This window comes from Streptomyces sp. NPDC042002 (genome assembly GCF_055588305.1).
Genome location: NZ_JBVJCT010000003.1, coordinates 387,959 through 410,648, shown reverse-complemented (window position 1 = coordinate 410,648; position 22,690 = coordinate 387,959). Strand labels below are relative to the sequence as shown.

General features: G+C 65.4%; 21 protein-coding genes. 1 reads left to right on the top strand and 20 read right to left on the bottom strand.

Annotation, left to right across the window (positions count from 1 at the left end; genetic code table 11):
• Positions 1 to 6: 6 nt before the first annotated feature.
• The 5 genes from ACZ6KY_RS07160 to ACZ6KY_RS07140 form a co-directional block, all read right to left on the bottom strand.
• A complete protein-coding gene (locus tag ACZ6KY_RS07160) occupies positions 7 to 1,242 on the bottom strand; it encodes a helix-turn-helix domain-containing protein (RefSeq protein ID WP_469309300.1) in 1,236 nt (411 codons plus the stop codon).
• A 727-nt stretch (positions 1,243 to 1,969) separates the two neighbouring features.
• Positions 1,970 to 3,070 carry a hypothetical protein gene (locus ACZ6KY_RS07155; protein ID WP_469309299.1) on the bottom strand — a complete coding sequence of 367 codons (1,101 nt, stop codon included), beginning with the start codon at positions 3,068 to 3,070 and terminating at the stop codon, positions 1,970 to 1,972.
• Between the two features lie 261 nt (positions 3,071 to 3,331).
• A complete protein-coding gene (locus ACZ6KY_RS07150; protein ID WP_469309298.1) occupies positions 3,332 to 4,372 on the bottom strand; it encodes a UPF0158 family protein in 1,041 nt (346 codons plus the stop codon).
• 1,600 nt (positions 4,373 to 5,972) lie between these two features.
• Positions 5,973 to 7,022, bottom strand: coding sequence for a beta family protein (locus ACZ6KY_RS07145; RefSeq protein ID WP_469309297.1), 1,050 nt, complete (start codon positions 7,020 to 7,022; stop codon positions 5,973 to 5,975).
• 346 nt (positions 7,023 to 7,368) lie between these two features.
• The gene (locus tag ACZ6KY_RS07140) at positions 7,369 to 7,737 is read right to left on the bottom strand and encodes an HNH endonuclease (RefSeq protein ID WP_469309402.1); all 369 of its coding nucleotides are present in this window, start codon (positions 7,735 to 7,737) and stop codon (positions 7,369 to 7,371) included.
• A gap of 583 nt (positions 7,738 to 8,320) precedes the next feature.
• On the opposite strand from ACZ6KY_RS07140, the gene ACZ6KY_RS07135 reads away from it, so the two are divergent.
• Positions 8,321 to 9,070, top strand: a complete 750-nt coding sequence (locus ACZ6KY_RS07135; RefSeq protein WP_469309296.1) for a GNAT family N-acetyltransferase — start codon at positions 8,321 to 8,323, stop codon at positions 9,068 to 9,070.
• A 652-nt stretch (positions 9,071 to 9,722) separates the two neighbouring features.
• Here ACZ6KY_RS07135 and ACZ6KY_RS07130 read toward each other — a convergent pair.
• The 15 genes from ACZ6KY_RS07130 to ACZ6KY_RS07060 form a co-directional block, all read right to left on the bottom strand.
• Positions 9,723 to 10,679, bottom strand: coding sequence for a hypothetical protein (locus tag ACZ6KY_RS07130; RefSeq protein WP_469309295.1), 957 nt, complete (start codon positions 10,677 to 10,679; stop codon positions 9,723 to 9,725).
• A gap of 251 nt (positions 10,680 to 10,930) precedes the next feature.
• The gene (locus ACZ6KY_RS07125; RefSeq protein WP_469309294.1) at positions 10,931 to 12,373 is read right to left on the bottom strand and encodes a tyrosine-type recombinase/integrase; all 1,443 of its coding nucleotides are present in this window, start codon (positions 12,371 to 12,373) and stop codon (positions 10,931 to 10,933) included.
• Complete coding sequence (locus ACZ6KY_RS07120) at positions 12,370 to 12,561, bottom strand: helix-turn-helix transcriptional regulator (RefSeq protein WP_101400676.1); 192 nt, start codon at positions 12,559 to 12,561, stop codon at positions 12,370 to 12,372. Before ACZ6KY_RS07120 ends, ACZ6KY_RS07125 begins: the two co-directional genes overlap by 4 nt.
• 311 nt (positions 12,562 to 12,872) lie before the next feature.
• Entirely contained in the window at positions 12,873 to 14,417 is a 1,545-nt protein-coding gene (locus ACZ6KY_RS07115; protein WP_469309293.1) for a YfjI family protein, read from the bottom strand.
• A 178-nt stretch (positions 14,418 to 14,595) separates the two neighbouring features.
• Positions 14,596 to 15,513, bottom strand: a complete 918-nt coding sequence (locus ACZ6KY_RS07110; RefSeq protein WP_469309292.1) for a bifunctional DNA primase/polymerase — start codon at positions 15,511 to 15,513, stop codon at positions 14,596 to 14,598.
• A gap of 105 nt (positions 15,514 to 15,618) precedes the next feature.
• Complete coding sequence (locus ACZ6KY_RS07105) at positions 15,619 to 16,101, bottom strand: hypothetical protein (RefSeq protein WP_469309291.1); 483 nt, start codon at positions 16,099 to 16,101, stop codon at positions 15,619 to 15,621.
• Between the two features lie 19 nt (positions 16,102 to 16,120).
• Positions 16,121 to 16,594 carry a hypothetical protein gene (locus ACZ6KY_RS07100; RefSeq protein WP_469309290.1) on the bottom strand — a complete coding sequence of 158 codons (474 nt, stop codon included), beginning with the start codon at positions 16,592 to 16,594 and terminating at the stop codon, positions 16,121 to 16,123.
• A gap of 11 nt (positions 16,595 to 16,605) precedes the next feature.
• Complete coding sequence (locus tag ACZ6KY_RS07095) at positions 16,606 to 16,800, bottom strand: hypothetical protein (protein WP_469309289.1); 195 nt, start codon at positions 16,798 to 16,800, stop codon at positions 16,606 to 16,608.
• A gap of 17 nt (positions 16,801 to 16,817) precedes the next feature.
• Entirely contained in the window at positions 16,818 to 17,072 is a 255-nt protein-coding gene (locus ACZ6KY_RS07090; protein WP_469309288.1) for a hypothetical protein, read from the bottom strand.
• A gap of 141 nt (positions 17,073 to 17,213) precedes the next feature.
• On the bottom strand, positions 17,214 to 19,460 hold the full coding sequence (locus ACZ6KY_RS07085; RefSeq protein ID WP_469309287.1) for a cell division protein FtsK: 2,247 nt from the start codon (positions 19,458 to 19,460) through the stop codon (positions 17,214 to 17,216).
• A gap of 90 nt (positions 19,461 to 19,550) precedes the next feature.
• Positions 19,551 to 19,931: an RRQRL motif-containing zinc-binding protein gene (locus tag ACZ6KY_RS07080; protein WP_469309286.1), complete on the bottom strand. Its 381-nt coding sequence runs from the start codon at positions 19,929 to 19,931 to the stop codon at positions 19,551 to 19,553.
• Positions 19,931 to 20,884, bottom strand: a complete 954-nt coding sequence (locus ACZ6KY_RS07075) for a DUF2637 domain-containing protein (RefSeq protein WP_469309285.1) — start codon at positions 20,882 to 20,884, stop codon at positions 19,931 to 19,933. The genes ACZ6KY_RS07080 and ACZ6KY_RS07075 overlap by 1 nt, the downstream gene beginning before the upstream one ends.
• Entirely contained in the window at positions 20,881 to 21,534 is a 654-nt protein-coding gene (locus ACZ6KY_RS07070; RefSeq protein WP_469309284.1) for a GGDEF domain-containing protein, read from the bottom strand. The genes ACZ6KY_RS07075 and ACZ6KY_RS07070 overlap by 4 nt, the downstream gene beginning before the upstream one ends.
• Positions 21,531 to 21,818 (bottom strand): hypothetical protein, encoded by a 288-nt coding sequence (locus ACZ6KY_RS07065; protein ID WP_469309283.1) that lies wholly within the window; start codon positions 21,816 to 21,818, stop codon positions 21,531 to 21,533. The genes ACZ6KY_RS07070 and ACZ6KY_RS07065 overlap by 4 nt, the downstream gene beginning before the upstream one ends.
• Positions 21,819 to 21,972: 154 nt before the next feature.
• On the bottom strand, positions 21,973 to 22,356 hold the full coding sequence (locus ACZ6KY_RS07060; protein WP_469309282.1) for a RapZ C-terminal domain-containing protein: 384 nt from the start codon (positions 22,354 to 22,356) through the stop codon (positions 21,973 to 21,975).
• Between the last annotated feature and the right edge of the window lie 334 nt (positions 22,357 to 22,690).

Here is a 22,690-nt window from a genome sequence, read left to right as displayed (position 1 = left end):
CTGAACTCACTGCACCGCCCTGCACCGCTGAGCCATCACGAGCACCTCGGATGAACGCGATCCACTGGTCACGGGGGACTGCTTGATCAGGTCCCTGAGCGTCTCGCGCACTCTCGGATTGTTGCGCACGAGCTGCGGCGAAGTGCGCTCGGCCATACGTAGCGCAGTGAATGCTTCGTCACCCTGGCCGACGAGCGATAATGCGCGCGCGTAGTCGATGCGGTGCGAGACGCTGCGCTCCTGCGGCATGTGGTCGACGTTGATTCGGCCGTGCTCCACAACGTACGAGACATTGTCGAGATCCAGCTCAATGGACAGGCGATGGAGCAGGACATTCGTCGGGCCAAAGCCGGTCTGCCAGTAGTTCTCATCCGACCCGAGGTCACCTGCGAGTTCTTCGGCACGATCTAACAGACCTGCGGCTGTCGACCGGTCCTGATGCCGTGCCGCCGCGACAGCCGCTCGGAGGTGAATCATCCCCAGCAGACTGAGCGCCGCTGGATCGCGCACGGACACCTGGGACGCAAGCCAGGCTGCGGCCGTGTTGCCCAGTTCAAGGGCGTCGTCGTAGCGTCCGTTAGCGAGTAGGGCATGCGTGCCAGACCGCGCCGCGGACGCCAGCACGAGCGGGTCGTCCGACTCATCAGCGGCTCGCATCGCCCGCTCGGCAGCGAGCCATGAGACGTCCGACTCCCCGATCTTTGCCAGTGTTGTAGCCGCGAGATGATGCGTACGGGCCGACACTGCCCAGCAGTCGCCGCTCTCTTCGCCGTGCCGCGCGGCTCGCTCTTCTAACTCTTGCGCCGTCTGGAGCAATGCAGGAAGCGCAGCAACGACAGTGCCGAGCCGTCCGCCCTGGTAGTCGTTCCACGCCTGTTCCACGCGTACGGCCACGGGAGCCGGAGTCGGGAGCTGAGCCTCAGCATCGGGACCGAACAGCAGACGTGAGAGGCGACGCGGACTCATGAGGGCGTCACGAACAGCGGGGACGTCATCCTGCTGCCGCTCATCCTCCATGAGGACGGTCTGCCCAAGCAGATCCCCAAGCTGGACGCGCAGGATGCGGGACAACTCCGCAAGCATGTCGATACGCGGCGGCTTCCGCCGCCCCGTCTCAATCTTCGCGAGCCAGTCAGTGCTACGACCGACCAGGCCGGCCAGCACCTCCTGCGTATAGCCGCGGCGCTTGCGGTAGAACGCAATGCGCTCGCCGATGCTGAGGTGATCTCCAAGACCACGCATGGGGTGTTGCCTCCCGCTGCTGAGTAGGGGCGTCTTTCACGGTACCGACGCGGCGGGGAGTTGGTAGGCGATCTCGGCCTCCAACAGCCTCACGGCGAGCGTGAGGCACTGAGCAGGAGTGAACCCGGACAGATTGTCCGGGTCTAAAGGACCCGTGCTTGAAGGTGTCCGGGTGTCCGGCTGTCCGGCTAGCGCTCTCACCTGCACCAACGGGCCGGACAGCTCGTTGGGCCACTGTCCGGACTGTCCAGCCACAGACGGGCTGTAACACCCCGGGTGTTTCAGCCCGTCGGCGAAGCCGACCTTTCATCGAGGTAGGAGTCGGAGGCGACCCGATCTGCCTCACGAAGGACGGCATGGAATTTCCCTACCCGATCAAGGCGGCTCGCTCTGCTCCCTGAGCGCGGCGCGGCCCCCGGCCAGGCCTGCGCTCCTGCCTTCGTCCTGCTCCAGCCCGGCCAGCGCCCGTGCCCGCGCCGCGCTCAGGGCCATCAGTCGCCTGATGCCAATGACGGGCACATCGGTGCTGGGGCGGTCGGCTCCGCGGCTTTAGGAAGCAGCCACCTTGCGCGAGCCGCGAAGATCATGGCTCCAACGTCTTGCTTTGCCAGGCAGGTCCACAGAATGCCCGACACACCGGAAGCCTCAAGGCCATAATCACTCGCACCAAAGCAGCTCCAGCCAAATCCGCTCCGCCGACCTCAGGGAACTCCCTCGTCAATCACGATCACCGATAGTCATGCAAGCCAATATGATCCACAATAAACCTAAAATTCGCTCCATCGATAGCAAAGTAGATTCGCCCACAGTGGGCCCGATCTTTTGCGTCGTCTACTTTGACATGCGGGATCGCCTTCACCCCTTTCAAAGCATGGCCATCAACTACGACATCACTAGGGGAAAGTTTTCCGTCAAAAAGGGCTATCTCAATTTCGAATCGAGACATGGCGAAATCCGCTACGGCGACCCCCAACTGCCCCTTGAGGGTGAAATAAGAGTGGGCTACACGTTCGAGCTTTGATACAAAATCAAGCATTCGGGCAGGGTTCGGGTAAAAATTACCAGGCAACATTTTGCGCGCCCGATCCGTCAGCACGAAATGAGGGCCAACCAGATTACCGATCTGAACGGCCGCATCAGCCCAAGTCGTCACGCCAGAAGCCCGAGATTCGGGCTCCTCAATCGGGGAAATATCGATCAAATGCATTGACAGCTCTGCGAGATGTTCATCGAACGACATTTCAGCGTTTCTCGTACCGAGAAGGTCCGCCTTAGCACCCGGCCTCGCCGCCAAATAGGGCGCAGTGAACACCTCAGGATTTGCGACCCAGTCAACCCACACCAGCAACGCACTGGGGGGGGTACTCTTCAACTCTTTAACGACCTGCGGGATGGAAGATTCAGGATTTGACCTAATATCCAAATCGACCTCCCGGAGCCCGGCTACGAGTTTCATTTCTCGCTTCCAGTGCGCTCTAGGGACGTTTTCGTCCTTAGAGCCTCCAAGAAGGGCAACGACTTTTTTCCAAGGCTTTCCGCCAGGCTCGGCCTGGGCTTGAAACCCAACAGCAGTCAACTCAAATAGGCGGATGATCTCGGATTCCGCCTCTTCTAGACTCTCGAACCATTTATCAGGGAGCGAGAGAAGTTGCGTACTTCCAAACCTCAGCCCATGCTCAACCGCTACAAGTCTCCCCACTCCGAAAATCGTCGAACCGGTGGAAATCTTCACTCCGACGGCAAGGCCAAGGGCTCGCGGGTTCTCTCGACGAAACTTGTCAGGCTGTGTACCAAGCTCTGCAAGTTCTTCATCGTCAGGCCGCTGCATGGGAAACACCATCCCTGGACTCCCAAGGAGGAGCGCGCGACGCCCTCTAGCATCCGCACCTTCCCCCGACAGACCATCGGTGTCCTCATAAGCGCGCCTTAGCCCCTCCATATCGCCAGGCAGAATCAAGGGGCTCTCACCCGGCACATACAGCTTCTTTTTGGAGACTACGACTCTTGGCCACTCGTTCGGATCGACTGGAGCAGGCGAATGGATCTGCTTACGCTCGATTAGATCCCTTAGCGTATGCACAACGCACCACTACTCTTCGAAGAGGTATCCGACCGGAATGCAAATCTTGCGAAGCTCGGACTCTGGCATGCGCTCAATAGCCTCATGTAGCCGTTGACGTAGTGTAGACGCTGAATGCGCCACACTCTTCGACGCTTGCCCTGCAAAGAAATGCACGACATCGCGATCATGCGTGTACTTTTGCGGAATCTCTGCTACTCGCCTATTAGCTGTTCCGGCGGCAGCCACCGACTCCTCGCGCTGCCGTGACGTTGGTGGTTGAGTTGAGGTGATCACGTGGTCGACCTGCACAGCCGCAAGACGGATATCAGAGTCTCGCCACTTCAGCGCCTCCGCATACACCCTTTCGCGCAGGGTGTTGTGCCATCGGTTCAACAGATTAGGAAAGCTTCGGAGAACAACCACAAAGTACCTGGCGGGATGTTCACTCTTTAGCGCCTCACCGAGAACACGACTCACTTCTGGATCTGTCACAAGAAGGGAAAAATCCCTCATCCAGTCCAGTTGCTGCCGGCGTGAGATTGGCTTGATTTCAACAAAAACCGATGGATTCTCGGAAATCTTCGTTCGTAGTTCTGCATAGCGAGTCGGCTCAAGCGGCGCAGGCTCTGTTGGCAGCGTTACGACTCGGTCCTCATTCAGGGCATAGAACCGGGAAGTCCGTGGGTTCCAATCCGAGAATGCTTTCCAAAGGTCGGAGCGCATCCTTGCCGTAGAACCAGCCTCAGCGGACGCTCCGGGCATCGTCACCGACACGTCGCCAACCCGCTCACGATCAATCGCAACATAGCCGCGCGCCTCGGCATCGTCCAAGAAATCTCGAAACCGCTTGTAGCCCACGCGCTTGGGATCGAACCCCCCGTAGGTGCGTCGGCCCATCTCTAGCCGCACCGCACTACCGGTTACTGGTGACGCGCCAGCTTGAGACAGCGAAGCGATCGCGTCAGCAAGGACATCGAAGGCTGCGGCTTGTTCCTCAGCCTGAACGTTGCCAGGCGCATTAGAAGCAGACGCAGGCGTCTGCGAGACAGGGTGAGAACTCGTCGTCATCAGCTACTCCAGCAGTGAGCTAGGCCGCGGTCCCACCTAGTGGGGCCGCGGCCTGAGCCAACATTTATGGACGTAGCACCGGCGACAGCTAGTAACCGACCGTGCTTCCCCGCAGGGGCTCCACTTCGCATCCAGGCCACCTACTGTGCGTCAGTGGTCCAGCGTTACGGAGCTGATCGTCTACTCACGCCCGGTCTCCTTGGGCCCTATGCCAAGTCAACCAAGCTCCAGCACTCTCCGTTTGCAGTGTCACGGGCTCACGCCCCCAAGTCAAGTGGGACGGGCCGTCCCTACCAAGACGACTAAGGGCCACCGACACTCGGCACGTCTGCTGAAGTGCGTGGATAACAGGTAGTAGCAGACGGCCATCCTCGTCCTGCTGTCGTGCGCTACCCTCCGTCGCTACGCTGATCTACGATCACGGAGGGTAGCGCACGACAGTCGAAAAGCCTCCCCATCTTTGCTGAAACTTTACCTTTTGCTGTCGTGGACAGCGCCTTCAGCACAAGCTGAGGCCTGCAACGGCATGCCGCTGCACGAGCACCGCACCGGGTGAGTGTCTAACTGCGTGACAACGGCAGACGAGCACGAACGTCTGCGGACCGTCTGCGCAGGTGATGGACGCAGCAACCCAAGGCAGAAACCCCTCCCAAGTTGCTTCAGGACGAAGAGGGCGGGTTGCAATTCGACGCAGTTCTGCAGTCGCGTTCCGTTAGGGTGCGCCACGTGATCAGCGATGTCCCGGCCTGTCCTGAGTGCAGCCAGCCGATGAGGTCTGGTGGACTCGTGCTCTCCAGGCGCGAGGCCGACGGTCGGCGTACTTGCCGATCGCTGTGGAGGTGTGCCAGTCGACACGTCTGGTGGAGCTGGGCGGATCGGCCGGACGATCCCTTGGAGATCTGCCCTGTGCCGGAACTGTTCCGCTGACATCCAACGCTGACATCATCAACGACCACGCACAGCCGCAGCCTTGAGCGGTTGCAGATGGCTCCTGCGCGCGCAGCTGGGCCCAGCCGAGGCCGAGTAGGAGCGAACTTACAAGGCGGCTGTCTCCCTCAACGCGCGAGCGCCCTCCCGGGCCGTGCTGGGGCCGTGGAAGGGCGCTCAACGATGACCAACGTCGACAACTGCCGACAGCTCAGCAGCAGGTCAGGGCGCTAATCGATAAGGCGGCCGCATGTCACGGCCGTCGATGATCAGTTGTGGCTGTGCAGACCGTCGGTCACCGAGAGCCCGCATTCAAAACCGTCGACGAAGCACTGTGCTCCTCGCAGACAGCCCACCAGCTCTCACCCCCCTTGTCCTTGACCCGCACGCTCCAACGGGCTTCACGTGTGCACGGGGAGCCCCACGCACAACGCTGCATGCGGGATCGAGTGCCGGCAGCATGCAGCTCCGGGCTCCAGTCGACTGGTCCCTCGACGAGTTCCACAACCCAAGTGAAACGTGTCCTTCCCTGCCACTGCAGTCGAATGCGTGTCGAAGCTGTTAACCGAAATGACCGCATGAATCCGTCTGCGCGGATCAGCGGCCGTGCCCTAACGCACCCACCAGGCACCTTCTAAGAGCGTGTCCGCACCCGCACCGACACCACACAGCCCTAGGGGTGGCCGGTGGCTGCCAGCTGAGACGTCACTACAGCTAGGTGGTGCGAGGTTGCCCAGGCGCGCCACTCAGTGCCTCCTCCCGCCTTCTGGCGCAGGCCTTGGGCGCACTCCTGAAGGCGGGCGTCACCCCAAGACGTGGCAGCACCTGTGACAGGCCAGTGAGGCGAATTGACAAGGTCCTGGCTGAGCGTGAAGAAGTCATCGTTACCTTGCCGAACCCGCGGATACACGAAGACCTGCCAGTTCGCCTCTGTGGTGTAGCGCATGTTGGGATCCGGCGTCCCACGGCTCTTGGGAAGCATGCGGGGGTACGTGACACCGAAGTCCCCGAAGTCAGGCTGCGGCCCGTCCCACTTCTCGACGACCTTCGCCCAGAGCCGTGCATCTTCCCTCACAACCGGCGTGGCCTGGCCTCGTCTGAAGCCGCTCAGGTTGACAGGAAAAGCGCCGGCCGCCACACAGACGCGTCTCCAGGCCCAGGGCGAGAGATGTTTCAGGGCTTCGGCGGCCTCTTCCGCCAGAACTGCCCTAGTCCGGTCCGAGTACACCGGACCGGCATCAACCAGCAAGTCGACCTCCTCAGGAGCCAACTGCACTGCACAAAGCAAGTCGCGCACCTGATCCCTGCTGGGTAGCGATTCGCTGAAATCAGCGGCCGTGGAAATTCGCAGGCACGCTCCCTGCTGGTGGGCCGCGGCTACCCCTGCCACCTCTCCCAACACGTCATCAGGGTCGAAACATCTGAAGACTGGGGACATAGCAACACCACGTAGCCCCAAAGACTCACCAACTCGCGTTACAGGCCCACCGATGTCTCCCTTGAGCACGCGGACGGGTGGCAGTGCGCCGCAGTCAACCGTGAGAACCATGCCGTCCGGCACGTTGTCCATGGCGTGCTCACAGAAGGTCTCCAGCAAGTCTCGTAGCTCCAAGTCAGGCACGATCTCCATCACGGGGCGGAGCTGAGCCTGTACCTCCACTGATGCATGCCCCAACGCCAGAAACTCGCCCGCCTTGCCCTTCAAAATCGGAACGTAGGCCACCAGCAACCCTCCAAGCGCTCCCCACACTCAGCCAGTTGTCGAGCTAGTCGCACTTGCCAGAGTGAACGCGGGAAACAAGGGTAGGTAGAGCGCTGTTCGAGCCACAGGGCTCAAAGTTGAGGGTCGAACGATGAATGCAGGCCGCGCAGCTGCCGCACGCCGTTTGCCCTTGAGTGCCCTCCGGGGCCGGGACCGCGCAGGAGGTGTCCGGGCTGTCCGGCTGTCCGGTTATGGCTCTCACCTGCACTAACGGGCCGGACAGCTCCAAGGGCTACTGTCCGGGCTGTCCGGCCACAGAAGGCTGCAACACCCCTGGGTGTTACAGCCTGTCGGCGAAGCTGGCCTCTTAGAGTTTGCCCCCCAGACCTTCGTGCAGCTTCAGGGCTTCGACACGGAGGGCCTCTGTGAGTGCCTCCCTACCCGCGCCATACGTCTTGTTGGCGTGACAGTTGGGACAGAGAGCGATCATCGCGCTCGGATGGTCGCGTCCTCCTGCGGCGTGATCGTCGATGTGGTCCACCTGGAGTAGCGCCTTGCCGGCAGACGTGCGGTACGGCAGGTCGCGCTTGAAACACTGAGGGTTCTCGCACTGGTCCTCGCAACGCAGCAAGACGGCTTGACGCGCTTCTCCGTCTCGCACTCGGCGCTCACCCGTGTGCTGTCGCCGTTCCTCGTGAAGTCCAGCCCGTTCCCGTTCCAGCACACGACGGCACATTGCTCGGTACGCGGCTACTCGAGACATCCGCACGCGCATTCGGCGTGACGCGTACGGCATCGGCTCAAGCCAAGCGGGAGGGGCAGCAGCATCCCGCGCCTTCCTGAGCTGCTGAGTTTCCCTGGCGAGCAACTCAACCAGCGCCAGAACTCTGTGCTGCCCATCTACTCCTACTGCAAGTCCGGTATTTGTCTTGCCGGAGCCGGTCCCGAGCTGAACTAGAGTGGTCACCTCCGAGGAGCCAGCCGACATCGTCTGCGCGTGGGCAGCAAGTACAGTCTTGATTCCCACGCCGAAGCGCCCGAGCTGGCCGCCCCGCTGCCGCGGCCCTGTCACTTTGCGCAGAATCTCTGGATGCGCGCCGTCGTGCGTGTCTCCCACAGCCCCTCCCCCAAGTTGCCCTGCCGGGGCACCATCCCACATGCCACTGACAACGCCCGGGATACCGCTTCACCGGTCCCGGATGGTGAGCGGCGCGAGTCGAGCATCACCGGTTCGGGAAAGCGGACGGTCATCTAGTTGGCGGTCCTCCGCAGCCATGCCCAACACACCTCCGACACGCTCGGCGTTCACAAACATCAGCGTGCGCTTTTCGGACAATCGATTGAAACCGGCGCACCGACTTCCAGAAGCGATCGATGATGGTGAGATGGGACGAGCTTCACGCCGGAAGGCGCAGGCCCGACGAGTCGGCCACGGCACCACAGGCAAGCCAAACCCTCAGTTCCGCCAGGCAGTTCCCGGAGATGCGCAGCACATCGTCCAGCTTCTGGCGCTCGCCGAGTGGGAGGACCCGGCCGTCCCACAGGCGATGGGGGCGGCCGTTGCTCTCAGCCTGGATCTGCCGGCGCCTGGGCACAGGGTGCGGCTGGTAGCTCAAGACAAGCACGCGAACCTCGAAGCCGTCCTGTTGGCCGGGCCGCCCGACGAATGGATCCAGGGTCTGGCGAGCTTCGGCGCCGCCATACAAGGTCACATGGCGCAACGGGTGGTCGACCTGGAGATGCTCGTGGTTGCAGAAGAATCCCGAGGTTGCGGGTTGGGGGGTCAGTTGCTGGAGTATGCGGTCCAGGACTATCGCAACCGCGGCTACCGGCTCATGTCCGGTTCTTTCTACGCTCACCTTGGGCACCTGGAGAGGTACTACCAGAATCTCGGCTTCACGGTCCTGGATCCCGGACAGCCGCTTCTGCTACATCTCCCTCAGCCCGTTGGCGGCGTCTTGGCTTACCCGGCAGAGCCGACCATGCGACAGATGTGGCGCCCTCTCAAGGCTTCCGTTGGGCTGACGACACTCACCGACGCCCACCAAATCCTCGACAACGTGCTCTGACCCAGCGGCGGCAGGGTGGTGCCAGCGGGTGTCTCAACTGTCCGGCCGTCCGCTTGATCCCTTGACCTGCGAGAACGTCCCGGCCAGCGCCGCCTGCCGCTGTCCTGTCACGGCGGGCTACACCACCCATTGAGTGGTACAGCCCGCTGGCGAAGCCGTTCCCTCAACGGGCGCTAGAGCTGGAGGCGACTTCCGACTTCGCACTATCTGCGATACACGAGGGCGCCGCACACCTCACGAGATCAAGGAGCCTGCTGGTCAGACACATTCGCAAGCCGAACTCTGCTTGTGCTCCGGAGCCGTGTGCGCAGGTTCGAATCCTGCCGGGGGCACTCGCCTACAGCCAGCAAAGATGATGCGCTGACCAGGGCGGATGCCTAACGCGAAGAGCGGGAACCAGTCTCACTGGGTCCCGCTCTTTGTCGTTGCTTCGCACTGATCGCGATAGACCTGCGCTAGAACCCGCAACGCTTCGAGAAAGCTACGTTGGCCATGGTCGCCAGCGAGGCGGTCGGGGGTGGCGAGCAGGATCCCCATACCTTGCTTGAGTTGGTTCCGTGCGGCACTTGCCGTGACCCGTTCCTCGTAGTTGCCCGTAGGTACCCTGTTGCCAATTCATCGGCAACTCTTCGGGGTAAGGGGTTGCGGGCACTCACAAACCTCCTGTCGGCGCAGCCATAGCGCGAGTCTGCTCATCCACTTCCTGACGGTGCCGCCTTCGCCAACACACTCGCAGCGCCACTCCGGAATGAGTAAAGCCATGGTCCCCACTATGAGGAGAATCCTCGCCGAGGGATACATCCTCCTGGCCAAGCTCAGCACGAGAAATGACTTCTTCAAGTGCCGAACCCGAGATTTCAACTTTCCAAGATAGTACTGGCGTATTGGTTCTCAGGTAAACCTCACCATCCTCATGCAGGTACCTTGTAGCCAGAAATCTAGCCTCACATGTACCGCCAGGAACAACATTCGGTACGCCCATCTTGGAAATAAAGTCCTCATTCAGCGTCACGCCACCATCATCGGCTTCCTTAAGTGACTCCTTAAGCTGCTCGGCATTCCATCTAGCGTGAGTTTCAACCGGTGCACGTCGCCCTTGCGGCGGGTTCTGAATCGTATACTCCAAGCCCACCAACATGCTCTCTTCAGCACCATTTATGGATGGCGCAACACCAGGAAGACCGGGACTCCACTCCCTGTCAGAAATATTCTGCTTGACACTACGACTCTCGTAAGACACCCGAATCACGGAATGATCATCATTGACCCAATTGAGAATGATGCGCAATTCCATGGTCAGCGCGATCCCCGTATAGCCACCGAGCGACTGACTCAATTTTTCAATATAATCCTGTGGGGCATTAACTCCCCACGAATTCCGAAGAGCCCCTGCCGCCACATCCCTCACGAGCTGCGCCTTAAGAAGGCGATCGACGGTAAATCCCAGTACGCCAGCTATGAACATGGCTTCACCAATGGACCCGATCACTGATGCGTACCACTGCTTCTCAATCACATCGGTCCAGTGTGTAACCACTATCGCAATCAGGCCGACCACTGTGATCGCCAGCAGTATTAGCCAGGAGATCGAAGGCTTTTCGCGATGCATGAGTCACACCCCCTGAGGCGCAGGAGCGATAAGCCAGTACCCGATATCAATCCTCGACCGTCTTACGCAACACTGCAACTCGGAGGCGCTGTTGTCACGCGATCGACGGCGATACGACTATTGAGTCTGCCGCCGTTCACCGCCGGGCACTGGAGACCATCGGGAAATCAGCAACCAGCCAGTGGCATGACAGCTCCTAAAGTCACTGGCAACCGGGGCGCCCTCGCGCCCCGGCCTTGGCCACCGCAGCATCACTCGGACCAGTCGAGTTCCTTTTGGATCTTCTCGTTCATGGCCTCCTCTTGGCCGTAGATGCAGCCTTCGTAGACGCGGTGGATCACCTCAGACGAATTGCCGACCCTCCTCGCGACCTCGGCCACGGGTACACCGGCATTTAGCCACGTCGTGATGCAGGTGTGCCGCAGGTCGTACGGCCGACCACCGAGGAGGGACGCTTGAAGGTCCGGCGGAAGGGCGTACTCCCGCGCGTCCCGCCACACGCGCCAATAGGTGCTGCTACCTACGAGATCGCCCCGCTCGTTCGTGAAGACCCGCCCGTCCTTGGCCGTGCCGAACTCCTTCAGGTGGGCGCGGAGCATGGTCACGAGAGGCGGGGGGATCGGGACGGGCCGGTCTTCCTTGGCCTCCCTAGACTTCAGGCCGCGCTTGTCGTGGCGCTCTCCGCTGTCTGTCCATTGCTTGCCCGACACGGGGTGTGTATCGCGGAGCGTAAGAACGCCCCACCCGTTCTCTGGGAGGAAGCAATCAGTCTTCTTGAGGCCCACAGCCTCGCTCGGACGGAGCCCCGCGAAGTACATGACCGCGTAGAAGCCCACCAGGCGCCGGCCCTTCTTGCGGTCCCATGTCCCGACGTACGAGACCGAGGCCAGGAGTTGAGCGGCCTGTGTCTTGTTCACGAGGACACGAGGATCCACACGGTCCGATGAGGAACTCTTCACCTTCTTCATGGCGGTGAGTGGGTTCTCCGTCAGGAGCTTGCGCTCGATGGCGTATTCAACTGCCGTGTTGAGCGCGCGCCGACGACGGCGGGCGGTCTCCCCCGCCGCAGGGGTGCCGTCCAACTTGAAGGAGATTCGATACTGAACATCGCGGAGAATCTTCGGGTCTTCCAGCGAGGAGACGAGAAGCGACTTCCTGGAGATCCACACGTAGGCGTCTTGAAGTTCCTCCGGCGGGTCAAGTTCAGCGTGCTTGGGAATGACCGCCCACCGGAACGCGAGACGCAGCTCTTCCGGTGACGGCATTTTCTGTTTCTGCTCCACCAGCGCCAGCGTCACCGCGGCGAGCCCGTCGGCGATTCCCTCACGGGTCTTGGCCGCGGCGGTCGGCCAGCGCATCGCCATGTACTCGCGACAGAACGCGAACCAGGGCAGTTCCTCACGGGCTTGCTTCGCACTGGCCTCGGCCCGTACCTCGGATTCAGGCAGACCGTCCGTGATGCGGAATGCCTCGCCACGGCGCATTGCCTGCCAGAGTTCAGATCTGCGGCTCTCTGCGAGCGCCACCGTGGCAAAGGTTGTACTACTTACCTTCCCTCCGACTTTCCAACGGAGTTGGTAGGGACGGGTCTTGCTCTGCGCCTTGGACACCTTCCACAGGCGGACATCGAGCGAAAACCCCTCCGGAGCCGAGCGGTTGTTCTGCTCGGCCCCACCGTCGGTGCCCTTCGTCACGCGCTCTCCTCCAACGTCTGGAGCCACCGGCTCAGTTCGGACCGGCGGATGCGCACTGCGCCGTTCGGGAGCTTGATGGACTTCGGGCCCTTCTTGTACTGCCGCCAGCGGTAGAACGTCGCTCGCGGTACGCCTATCTCTTCGATCACTTCGGGGATGGTGAGCATCTCGTCGCGGGGCTTGGCCACGACTCCTCCTTGGGCGAGAGGGCAAGGGAAGGTGGGAACCAGCGGAGAGCCGACACAGAAACCACGAAATACACAGAAACCCTGGATTGCTGGTCTGACCTGCGGAGATGCCGCACGGTGCGGGTTGCCACAGAAATCGCGGACAGCTCCACAGAAATAGGCGGCCGGACCAGTGCGGCTGGCACCCGGCTATTTCTGTGGCTTCTCGGTTCGTTTCTGTGGCAGCGCACCGCGAGCCCCGACAAGGCCGTCTGAGCCGGTCAGGGGCTTGCCGGGGTATTTCTGTGATTCTGTGGTTTCTGTGGCGGGGGTCAGACGGTCGGGTCGGTCAGGCGGGGGTGGACCAGGTAGCGGGGGGAGGGTGGCCGGCCGCGTCCTCCGGTGCGATGGACGGCTTGGGCGCGCACGTAACCGTGGTCTTCCAGCAGGGCCAACACGGGATCGAGGTCGTTGGCGGTGCGGAACTCGGAGCGGGAGAGCTTGACCATAAGGTCCCGCTTACTGACCTCGCGCCACCCGTGGGTGCGCAGCGCTTCCAGCACGGTGCGGGCCCGTTCGGCGATGCGGTCGGCGCCCATCGAGTCGAACGCGGCGAGGCTGTGGCTGATGAAGTACTCGGCCAGCGCGATCGCGGCGCGCACGGTCGCCTCCGCCACGGGCACCGTGTGCCCCTTGGTCAGGTGTTCGGCGAGGTGGAGCAGGGCGGCCATGCGGGCGGTGGCACCGACCAGCTTGCCGCCCCAGTCGCCGATCTGCCCCATGATGCCGCCGCGGGCTTCCAGCATCGGTTCCACCCGCGCCTGAAAGGCGGTGAGGGTGGCGACTGCCTCGGGAGTGAGCTGGATGAGGGCAGGATCGGTCCACTCGGCAAGGAACAGCGTCAGGTCCAGGACGTGGCGGCGGTAGGTCTCCATCACCTGCTCGGGGATGGGGTCGGGCTCAATCTTGCGGCGGCCGACCAGCGACTCGGGAACCGAGTAGAGGAACCTGCCGAGCAGCCCGCGGCCCTTGAACCCGTCTTGCCGTCCGATGTCGTCCAAGACCTGCGGCTGGACGCACAAACCCATGGTGAGGGCGGGGTGTTCGATGTACTCCTCGCGGGTCTGCCGGTCGACCTTGAGGCGGTCGCCGGCATGGCCTTTGAGGAAGACGCCCATGTTGGGCTTGCCAGAGTAGCGTCCGGCGATGATGTCGAAGATGTCGCCCTCGGCGGACATGACGGCGATCCGGCCGCCCTGCTCCGCCATCCGCGAGGTGACCGTCTCGGCCGTGGTGTCGTCGGCGAGCAATTGCGGTTTGGCCGGCACGGTCACGCTGTCCGCAGTCTGCGCCAGGGCGATCGCGGTGGCCACCAGTTGATCCCGCTCGTCCGTGCTCGCGGATGCCGCCTTGGCGGTGGCCTTGTCGGCCGCCTCCTTGGCGAGGCGCGCGGTCATCTCGGCTTCCACGATGGCCGGTTGGGTCAGTGTGCGGAGCTGCTGTTCTGCCTCGTACAGCGGGTCCGTGAGCAGGCCGAACACGGCGGACTTGCGGTTGGCGGGCGGCAGCGAGACGACGACGTAGAGGTTGGTGGGCTCGCGCCAGTGCCCGCGCACCTGCACCACCGACCGGCCGCCGGCCGCCGTGGCGAGCACGGACAGAGCGACGCATCCGGCGAGGTCCACAGGGGTCTGTGTCTCCTCGGCGACCGCGGCCACGAACTCCCGCAGCCAGCCCGGCAGCGAACCCACGGGGAAGGCGGTGAGCTTGCGCGGTCCGGCGAGGGGAACAGGGTCCTCCCACACGGGCGCGGACGGCTCTTCCAGGGTGGACAGTCCGGCCCACAGGTCGGGGCTGTCCACAGGCTGTGTGGTCATGAGGCTGCCCTCCCTTTGAGGGGGCTCAACAGCGGGCGACGGCCGTCGCCCCTCTGCGGGTCAGGACCAACGGCAGTGCGGACGCCTTCGGCGACGCTCTTTCGGTCGCCTACGACCGCCCGTGATGGGCGCTGTATGGCGTTCTGCTGCCTTTCGGGGTGAGTTCGGAGCTTAGTGGTCACGCCGTGCTCCTCTCGGCCGTCTGGAGACCGTTGGCGACCGCGCGGCGGGCGTAGTCCTCGGGCACGCCGACGGAGACGGCCGCGGCGGCGATCTGCCAGCCGAGAGCGTCCAGCCCGCACGGTCCGGGGCACTGCGCGTGCTGAGCTCCCAGGAACCGGGCGACACCGAACGCCTGTGAGGCGGCCCCGGATTCGGCGCGGGCTCGCACGAGGGCGAGGCCGCGTTCGAGGCCGGTGAGGATGTACCGCTCGGTGTGGCGGCACCCGGTCGCAACCGTCCGATCCCACGTGGCGCGCTCGGGGAGGGAAGAGACCACCTCCCTGCGGGCCTGGGTGGTCTCTTCCTTCACGACCAAGGCGAGGACGGCAGGCGGCAGAGCGGCCATGGTGCCGGTGCCAGGTCCGAGCCAACGGGCGTAGGACATGAGCGACTTGATGTCCACGCCCGCCCGCACCGCGTTGTGCGACGGCATGACGCCCTGGTACAGCCAGTGCTCGCCGCGCGTCGTCACCACCGTGCGCGTGACCGGCAGCGTCTCGCGCGCCCATGCGACGGCCGCAGCGTTGTCGAGATCGACCACAGTCAGCCCCGCCCCGCCGGGGTGGTAGCCGACGCAGACAGCTTGACGCCATGCTGCTGCCCACAGACGGGAGTTGATGACGTCGAGGTCGGTTGTGGCGGCGGCCCACGCGTGGCAGACGCCGGGGCACTGGCAGGGGCCCGCGCTCTTCATGTTCGGCCGGCCGCCGCAAGCGTTCTTGGCGCATGCGCGGCAGTTCCCGAACGGGCCCTTCCCATCCCGCAGTGGCAGCACCGGCACGCCGACCGCTGCCAACTCCAGCGCGGTACGCAGGTGGTCATCGTCCAGGTGGTTCACGGCGCGTGGCCGCGGGGTCTTGCGGTCAGGTGTCATGCTGAAGGTCTCCTGTTTCTGTCGAAGGGACGGAGAACCGGGGCGGTCGCGGTCTTTGGCGAGAGGCGACCGCCCCAGCCATATCTAGGCGACGTCCAGGGCGAACTACTGGCTCTTGGCCCAGAGGGCGTACTGCTGGCGGACGTAGGCGCGCGGGTCGCAGAGCACCGGTTCGTCGTCCAGGTCCATGAGTTCGCGGGCGGCTTGTACGGCGAGGTCCGCGGCGGCGGTGGGGATGTCGTCGCCGTTGTTGTCGTGCAGGGCGATGCGGTCGAGCAGGGCGGCCTTGCGGAGCCAGAACTCGCGGGCCGGGAAGGCGCCGGACACCACTTCGCGGGCCGTGCGTGCGGTCCATCCGATCTCGCGGACCATGCTGGGGGCGGTGTCGTACGCGGTTTCCGGCGTGGGCCAGTGCGCCGTGTCTGTCGGCGCGTCCGCGGCAGGCAGGTCGGCCCTGATGTAGAGGCGGTTCCGCTTGCTGTCGCGGGTGGGGTAGACGGTCACGGTGCCGGTCGTGAACGTGCTGTCGAGTGCGGCGACGACACGTTCGGTGTCCTGCGGGGCGCAGACGACGCGGATCTCGAACACGGTTGTCCTCTCCGGGTGTTCAGCCGTGGAAGTGGTTGCGCTTGATGACGGCCTTGCGGATGTTGACCGTGTTGCCGCGCCCGCCGCTGATGGAGCGGATCGGGGTGCGCCAGGCGAGGACCGCGAGCGCGATCCACATGACGGTGCCGGTGCCGAGTCCGGCGGCGGCGTTGATGATTTCGCCGATGCCGTAGCCGACGCCGGCGGACAGGGCTCCACCTCCGAGTCCGGCTCCGAGGAAGCGCTGTGCGACCGGGTCCAGCAGGGGCAGCGGGGTCAGGTCGCGCGGCTCGGGGCGGACCATCGGGGCGGGGGCGAGGTGCTTGGCCATGGGGACCAGGCGCCCGTAGGCGTCGGGCACCCACACCACCGGGCCGCGTTCGGCGGCCAGTTCCACGGCGGCCGGGGCGGGCGCGTACAGGGTCAGTGATGGCGGGTCACATGCCGGGGCGGCCGGGTGGTCCGGCCGCAGGGCGGGGGCGTGTTCGTTCACGGCGGGTCTCCTCAGTTGCCGAGGGCGGACAGGGCGTCGGCGGACGCCTGCACGACGTCATGGATGGGTCCGTAGGCGCCGGTCCCGGCGACGAAGAAGCCGAACAGGAACAGGACCAGGGCGGAGCCGGCGCCGGTGGAGCGGGTCTTGACGGCGAGGGCGGAGGCGGCGCCGAACAGCAGCACGGCGGAGATGTTCAGGATCATCGGGAGCCTTTCCGGGGTCAGTCGGCGGTGTCGGCGCGGTAGATGCGGGCCCAGCGGTTGTAGAGCCAGCGGCCGGCGCGGATGCGCTTGCCGGTGGCCTTGCAGCGGCGGCAGTCCTTGCCGCGCTTGAGGCGTCCTTTGCGGTCGGTCTTGAGGGCGTGGCCCATGCCGCGGCACTTGCGGCAGTTGCCGAACGGCGAGCCGACACACAGAGTGAAGTAACAGAACGTGACGCCGAGCAGGGGGGTGATAGCGAGCAGGGCAGGGGGCATGACGGGCCCTTCCAGGCGGTTTCCAGGGGTTTCCGCAGGTGGGCCGCTATCCGCTAGCAGCCTGATCACAGCAGGTTTGGGGTGCTAGCGGGGCCGCTAACGTTAGCGGGGTGTGCCGCTAGCGCTAGCGGCCCCGAAGGGTCAGCCCGCGTCCCGCTTTCCGTCACGCTCCGCAATCGCGGTGGTGATGTGGGAGCGGTCGATGCCGCGCCGGTTGACGACCTTCCCGTCCACCCGGCGCCCCACCTGGATCGTGGCCACGCCGTGCGGCTTCAGCGCCGCGGCGAGCCCTTCGGGGTCCCATCCGTCGTAAACGTCCGGCCGCAGTTCGGCGAGCCGGCCGACGACGGTCTCGGACCACACCTTGGCCTCCTCGGCGGGGACGACGGCGAGGATGTCGGCGAGCAGGTCGTACCCGGCCGACTCGCTGACCTGCGGTTCCTGTCCGAGAGCGTGTCCGGCGAGCGTGCCCGCCTTCTCTCGCAGTGCGCGGGCGCGCAGGGCGATGGTCTCGGCAAGCACCGAGTTCACGTTCACGGAGCGCACGATGCGGGCGTCCGAGCCCTCGCCGACGAAGTAGCAGATGCCCTTGTCGGCCCACGCAAACATCGTGGCCCGCACCCCGCGCTTGTACGACGAGGTGCCGAGCACCATGTCGTTCTCCAACTGGCCCATCACCTTCAGGCACCAGCGGGCCGACGCGTTCGCCGAGATCCCGGTCGGCAGCGACTTGGCGTCCGGGCGCTGGGTGGCGAGCAGCAGCACGATCCCGGTGGCGGGTCCGCGCTTGACCAGGTCGGTGCAGATCTCCTCGAACTCCGCCCCGTACTTGGGGTGTTCGAACCACTTCTGGCACTCGTCCACCCCGATCACGATCGGGTGCAGCCCGAGCGTGGGCTTGTCCGCCAGCTCGGAGGTGACCTTCGACTCCGGGCAGATATCCCGCGGCAGGGAGCGGATCACCTTCGCACGCCGGCGCAGCTCGCCGCGGACCTCGCGCATATCCGCGAGGGCGTACTCGAAGTCCTCCTCGTCCTCGCCGGCCCGGTGCCGGTAGGACACCTGGTCGCCGACCGGGTCGAGGTCGCCGGTGCCTTTCATGTCGTAGCTGTGCACTTCGGCGCGCGGGTCCAGGGCGGCGAGCAGCAGGAGCAGCCGGAGCAGGAAGGTCTTGCCCATGCGCGGGATCGCGCCGATCACCCCGGCGATGTACATGAGGGTGACCTCGACCCAGCGTCCGCGCTGGTCGGTGGCGAACGCGGCGGGCTTGAACAGGTCCACGGTCCCAGACTTGGCCAGCGGCCACGCGGGCGCCAGGGTCTTGGACATGTCCTGATCACCGACCCACAGCACCAGGCGCCCGGTGTGCTCATCGGGCACCGCTTCGGGCCACACGCAGCCCAGCGGGCGGCGCAGCCCGGAAGCGAGGCGCTCGCGGCGGTCCATCACGTCGGTGACCGTCACGCCGTACGGCAGGTCGCCCTCGGCACGCCAGCCGGGCCCGTCACGGGTGATCGGGGCGGTGAACGCGAACCCATCCCGCCCCTTGGCCTGCGCCTGGTTGATGGCGGGGATGCCGAGCGCGCCGAGCGCCCGCAGCACGATGTCACTGGTGAGCTTGGGTGCGTTCGGAAGTTCCACAGCCCTGTGGACAACCGGAGCATCGGCACGGCGGCCGGCGCCCCCGAGCGCCATCACGACTGCACCCACCGACACCGCCTGAAGCCAGTCGGGGGCGAGGACGTAGATGGCGAGCGCGGAGCCGAGCCCGACGAACATGGCCAGCACCGCGACCAGAGTCCGCAGCCGTACCCGTCCGTCGCGCTGCCGCGACAGCTTCAGGTACTCCGCCGCGTCCTCACGCCGGACCGCGGCGAGCCGGACCGGCTCGCCCTCGCGGTCGGCCACCCACCGCATCGTGCCCCCGACGAACCGGGCCGCGCCCGTCGGCGCCTGTAAGGCGAGACGGGCGGCGTAGACCGGGGAGCGGAGCGCGTGATAGCCGAGCGAGTGGGCGTAGTGGCGGGCCACCCATCCACTCGCGGTCTTCAGCTCCGCGAGGGACTTGAGCCAGACCGGTACGACCGACCGTCGGCGGGCGCCTTGCAGTCGACCGAGGTAGCCCGGACCGGTCGCCTTCACGGCTTGGTCGACCATGGTGCGAGCGGTCGGGTCGCCTGACGCGGCGCGGAACGGGTCGAGGTCTCCGCTGCTCTGCGAGTCGGTCACGTACACCGTGTCGTCGGCCGACTCGGTCGGGTCGGAGTCGGGCGACTCCGACCGGGCGGATCGGGCCTTGTCGAGGTCGACTACCTCTCCCCCGGAGTCGGCGGCCAGGTCGGCTTCGAGTCGATTGAAGAGTTCGTTCTCGTCGTCGGGGTGCTTCACTGAAAGTCCTTCCAAGGGAGGAAGGCGGGGTCCGGCCGTCGCTGTAGGAGGTGGGCGGACGGACCCTGCCGGATCGTGGTGCAGGGAAGTTCAGGCGGCGCGCTGTTCCTCGGGGTAGGCGCACGGCACGCACACCCCGAGTGAGGTCGGGATGACGTAACCGGCGTCCGTGGCGCAGACCGGGCAGGTACGGCGCGCCCGCATCGCGTTGGCGAGCGCGGCCCGCTTGCCGGCCGTCATCGGTCGGACGGGCTTGGCGCGGTCGACGCGGTAGAGGTAGGCGACCAGCGGACCGCGCCGGTAGCGCGGGCGCATGAGCTGCGCCGCGATCGGCTGACCGCCTGGACGCAGCCCGCGGGCGCGCAGTTGGCGACGTGTGGCGAGCCCGTCGGGGGCGTAGTGCCACGGATAGGTGGGGATGCCGTACTGAGCGCCGGTAGGGTCGTAGCACTTGCCGAACGACCCGGCCATCACGGGACGGCGTGCAACGTCGAGGCTTGGGCCCGCTCGTCTTTCAGCGCGTCCCGCAGCTTGCGAGCATTCGCGGCTGAGCAGTGCACCGCGGCGCGGATGGCTTCCGCGTTCAGTCCGGTGTCCGTCCACTGGCCGGTCACCGTGCGGGCCTCGATGAGCAGGTCCTCGAAGGTGCGCTGCGGCTTACGGAAAGCCTTACCGGTGGTACGGCGCCTCGGACGCGCGTTAGGCAAGGGCGGGGCTACCGGCGGGGGTGGTGCGGGGGTGTCTTGAGCGGTGGTGGGGGCGAGGTCGCCCATGCGCAGCATCACGCGTTCGCGCCGTGGAGTCTTCGAACGCCAGCGCCATCCATGCTGCTCGCGCAGGTCCGCGCGGGCCAACTGGCGTTCCTTCTCCAGGACCAGAGCCGTGCTGTAGGAGGTGACCTCCCACAGCGTCATGCGGCGCCAGAGTGCGAAGGTGGAGGGGAAGGCGAGCAGCCAGCGCGAGAAGCGGATTTTCTCCATGCGGCGGCCGGTGGCGGCGCCGATGCGGACGGCGTAGATGTGCGCGCCGATCTCGGAGAACACCACCCACAGCAGCGGCATCGTGCCGTGCGCGATCTTCGCGGACAGGGAGTGTCCGGCCGCGATGTTCAGCCCGCACGTGATGAGCGTGAGCGCCCAGGGCACGAAGCGCACCCAGGCGAGCGCCATGTCCATCCGGATCAACAGAAGGTTGGCGACGGTGAACACCGGGATGGACACGTCGATACCCACTGGCAGCATCCACGGTGAGCGAAAGCCCCAGCTCGCCGCGGCAGCGGACACCGCGTCGAACGAGGAGATCAGACCGAGCGCGCCGACCGCAGCGGCGGCGAGCGCACCGACGCCGGCGAGCCCCAGCTCCGGGCGCGTCAACGGCGGCACCCCGGGTGCGGGCGCCTCGGGTGCGGGGGTCGGGGTGGTCATGCCGCGGCCTCCGGTTTGCCGAGCGTTCCGGGGCGACCGGAGCGGCGGCCGTTGACCGTCGGTTGCTGCGGGATGAGATCGAGGGCCGTGAGCCAGTCGGCGCCGGAATGCTTGGCCGCGTACATCTGCTCATCCGTCAGCCGCAGCAGCGCGGACAGGTCCGCGCCGTCGGTGACCGGGTCGTAGGCGACCGCGCCGATTGCGGCGCCCACAGCGAGCCGGTGCCCGTCGACCGTGACCGGCTCCACGAGGGCCCGGTGCAGCTCAGTAAGCGTCCAGCACAGATCCGTGTGACCCAGCACGCGGGCGACTGCGGCGAACTCGTCGCCACCCAGACGCCCCACGGTGCCGAGGTTGACGGCCGCCCACTCGGCCAGGCGCCGGCCGGTGGCCGCGATGACCACGTCACCGGCCGCGTGCCCGTGGGTGTCGTTGATCTCCTTGAACCGGTTGAGGTCGATGACGTAGATCGCGCTGCGGCCGCCCGCCAGCACCTTCGCAGCGCGCTTCTCGAACGCGTCTCGCGTCCACAGGTCCGTCAGCGGGTCGCGGCGCGCGGTCTCGATCCGCCTGCGCAGCCGCAGGGAATGCAGCGACCATCCGGCCGCCATCGGCAGACCGACAGCGGCGGCTAACAGGGCCTCGCTCATGCCGCCACCCCCTTGCCCGCCGTGCGACGACGGGCGGGGCCGGGCAGCGGGACGATGTCGAACAGGTCCGGGTTCTTCTCGATCACCTGCGCCGCGATGCGGACCAGGTGATCGGGAAGGTTCGGGGTGTCGGCGAGGATGTCGCGCGCCGCATCCTCGCGGGCAGCGCGCTCCTCGTCGCTCTCTCCGTCCACCCCGAGCCACAGCTCAACCGGTGTGCCGAGCGCGAGTTCCACGAAGTCATCTACCGAGACGGCCTGTTGACAGCCGATGTACGTACGCATGGCGGTACTCCTGAGATCGAAGGGACATCGGGAGGTCGCGGTCCTTGGCGAGAGGCGACCGCCCGGGAGGTACACCCCGGCGTTTACGGCGGCGGGATGGTGCCCCGTCCTGGGCTCGAACCGCACCTAGATCGGGCGGTTGAGGAAGCGGGTTTCAGCGAAGGACGACGGGCTTGTCCAAGTCGCGGTGGCGGATGGTCACGTCGTATCCGGCGTCCCGCAGCAGCTCCGCGAGAGCGAGGGCGAACGTCGGGGCTCGGTGCCGGCCGCCCGCGCATCCGTCAGCGACCTTGATGGTTCCGGCGGACGGACCGGACGCGAACGCCTCCACCGCGGCGGCCGTCGCCAGCGCGAGCGCTGAAATACCCGGCGTGCCCAGTACTGTGGTACGGACCGGCTCGTCGTTCGCGGTCAGGTACCGAAGCTCCGGCGACACATGTGGGTCGCGGAAGTGATGGCGCAGGTCGATGAGCAGGTGCGCGGTGGGCGGCTCGTCGTGCAGGTAGCCGAACGACACGATCTCGACAGCAGCGGTCATGAAGACTCCAGACGGCGAAGGGGTGTTCCGGCTCCCCTCACCCCCGCTCGTACGAGACGAGCAGGGGAGGCAACCAACCGCCGCACCGAAGTGCGGCGGCGAGGCGAGGTAGTGCTGAAGTGCGATGTCTCCTTCGGGAACACGAGCTCCCGGCGCAGGCGTATGGAGACGTGACCTTTCGGTCTCAGCCCTCCGGTTGACCAGGGGTCCGGGTCCCTCGGCCCGCTCTGTCCCGGGCCCCTTGCCGTGCACTCATTGGGCTCGCTGAAGCGATCCGAACGAGAGGAACATGTATTACCTGTTCCTCATCTTGCAGAGAGGAGTTCGCCGCGTC

Excerpts from the sequence above, each read along its gene's own strand:
- ACZ6KY_RS07160 (WP_469309300.1), bottom strand. The coding sequence starts at position 1,242 with ATGCGTGGTCTTGGAGATCACCTCAGCATCGGCGAGCGCATTGCGTTC.
- ACZ6KY_RS07155 (WP_469309299.1), bottom strand. The coding sequence starts at position 3,070 with ATGCAGCGGCCTGACGATGAAGAACTTGCAGAGCTTGGTACACAGCCT.
- ACZ6KY_RS07150 (WP_469309298.1), bottom strand. The coding sequence starts at position 4,372 with ATGACGACGAGTTCTCACCCTGTCTCGCAGACGCCTGCGTCTGCTTCT.
- ACZ6KY_RS07140 (WP_469309402.1), bottom strand. The coding sequence starts at position 7,737 with ATGTGCCGTCGTGTGCTGGAACGGGAACGGGCTGGACTTCACGAGGAA.
- ACZ6KY_RS07130 (WP_469309295.1), bottom strand. The coding sequence starts at position 10,679 with ATGCATCGCGAAAAGCCTTCGATCTCCTGGCTAATACTGCTGGCGATC.
- ACZ6KY_RS07115 (WP_469309293.1), bottom strand. The coding sequence starts at position 14,417 with ATGACCACACAGCCTGTGGACAGCCCCGACCTGTGGGCCGGACTGTCC.
- ACZ6KY_RS07110 (WP_469309292.1), bottom strand. The coding sequence starts at position 15,513 with ATGACACCTGACCGCAAGACCCCGCGGCCACGCGCCGTGAACCACCTG.
- ACZ6KY_RS07095 (WP_469309289.1), bottom strand. The coding sequence starts at position 16,800 with ATGATCCTGAACATCTCCGCCGTGCTGCTGTTCGGCGCCGCCTCCGCC.
- ACZ6KY_RS07090 (WP_469309288.1), bottom strand. The coding sequence starts at position 17,072 with ATGCCCCCTGCCCTGCTCGCTATCACCCCCCTGCTCGGCGTCACGTTC.
- ACZ6KY_RS07080 (WP_469309286.1), bottom strand. The coding sequence starts at position 19,931 with ATGGCCGGGTCGTTCGGCAAGTGCTACGACCCTACCGGCGCTCAGTAC.
- ACZ6KY_RS07075 (WP_469309285.1), bottom strand. The coding sequence starts at position 20,884 with ATGACCACCCCGACCCCCGCACCCGAGGCGCCCGCACCCGGGGTGCCG.
- ACZ6KY_RS07070 (WP_469309284.1), bottom strand. The coding sequence starts at position 21,534 with ATGAGCGAGGCCCTGTTAGCCGCCGCTGTCGGTCTGCCGATGGCGGCC.
- ACZ6KY_RS07065 (WP_469309283.1), bottom strand. The coding sequence starts at position 21,818 with ATGCGTACGTACATCGGCTGTCAACAGGCCGTCTCGGTAGATGACTTC.
- ACZ6KY_RS07060 (WP_469309282.1), bottom strand. The coding sequence starts at position 22,356 with ATGACCGCTGCTGTCGAGATCGTGTCGTTCGGCTACCTGCACGACGAG.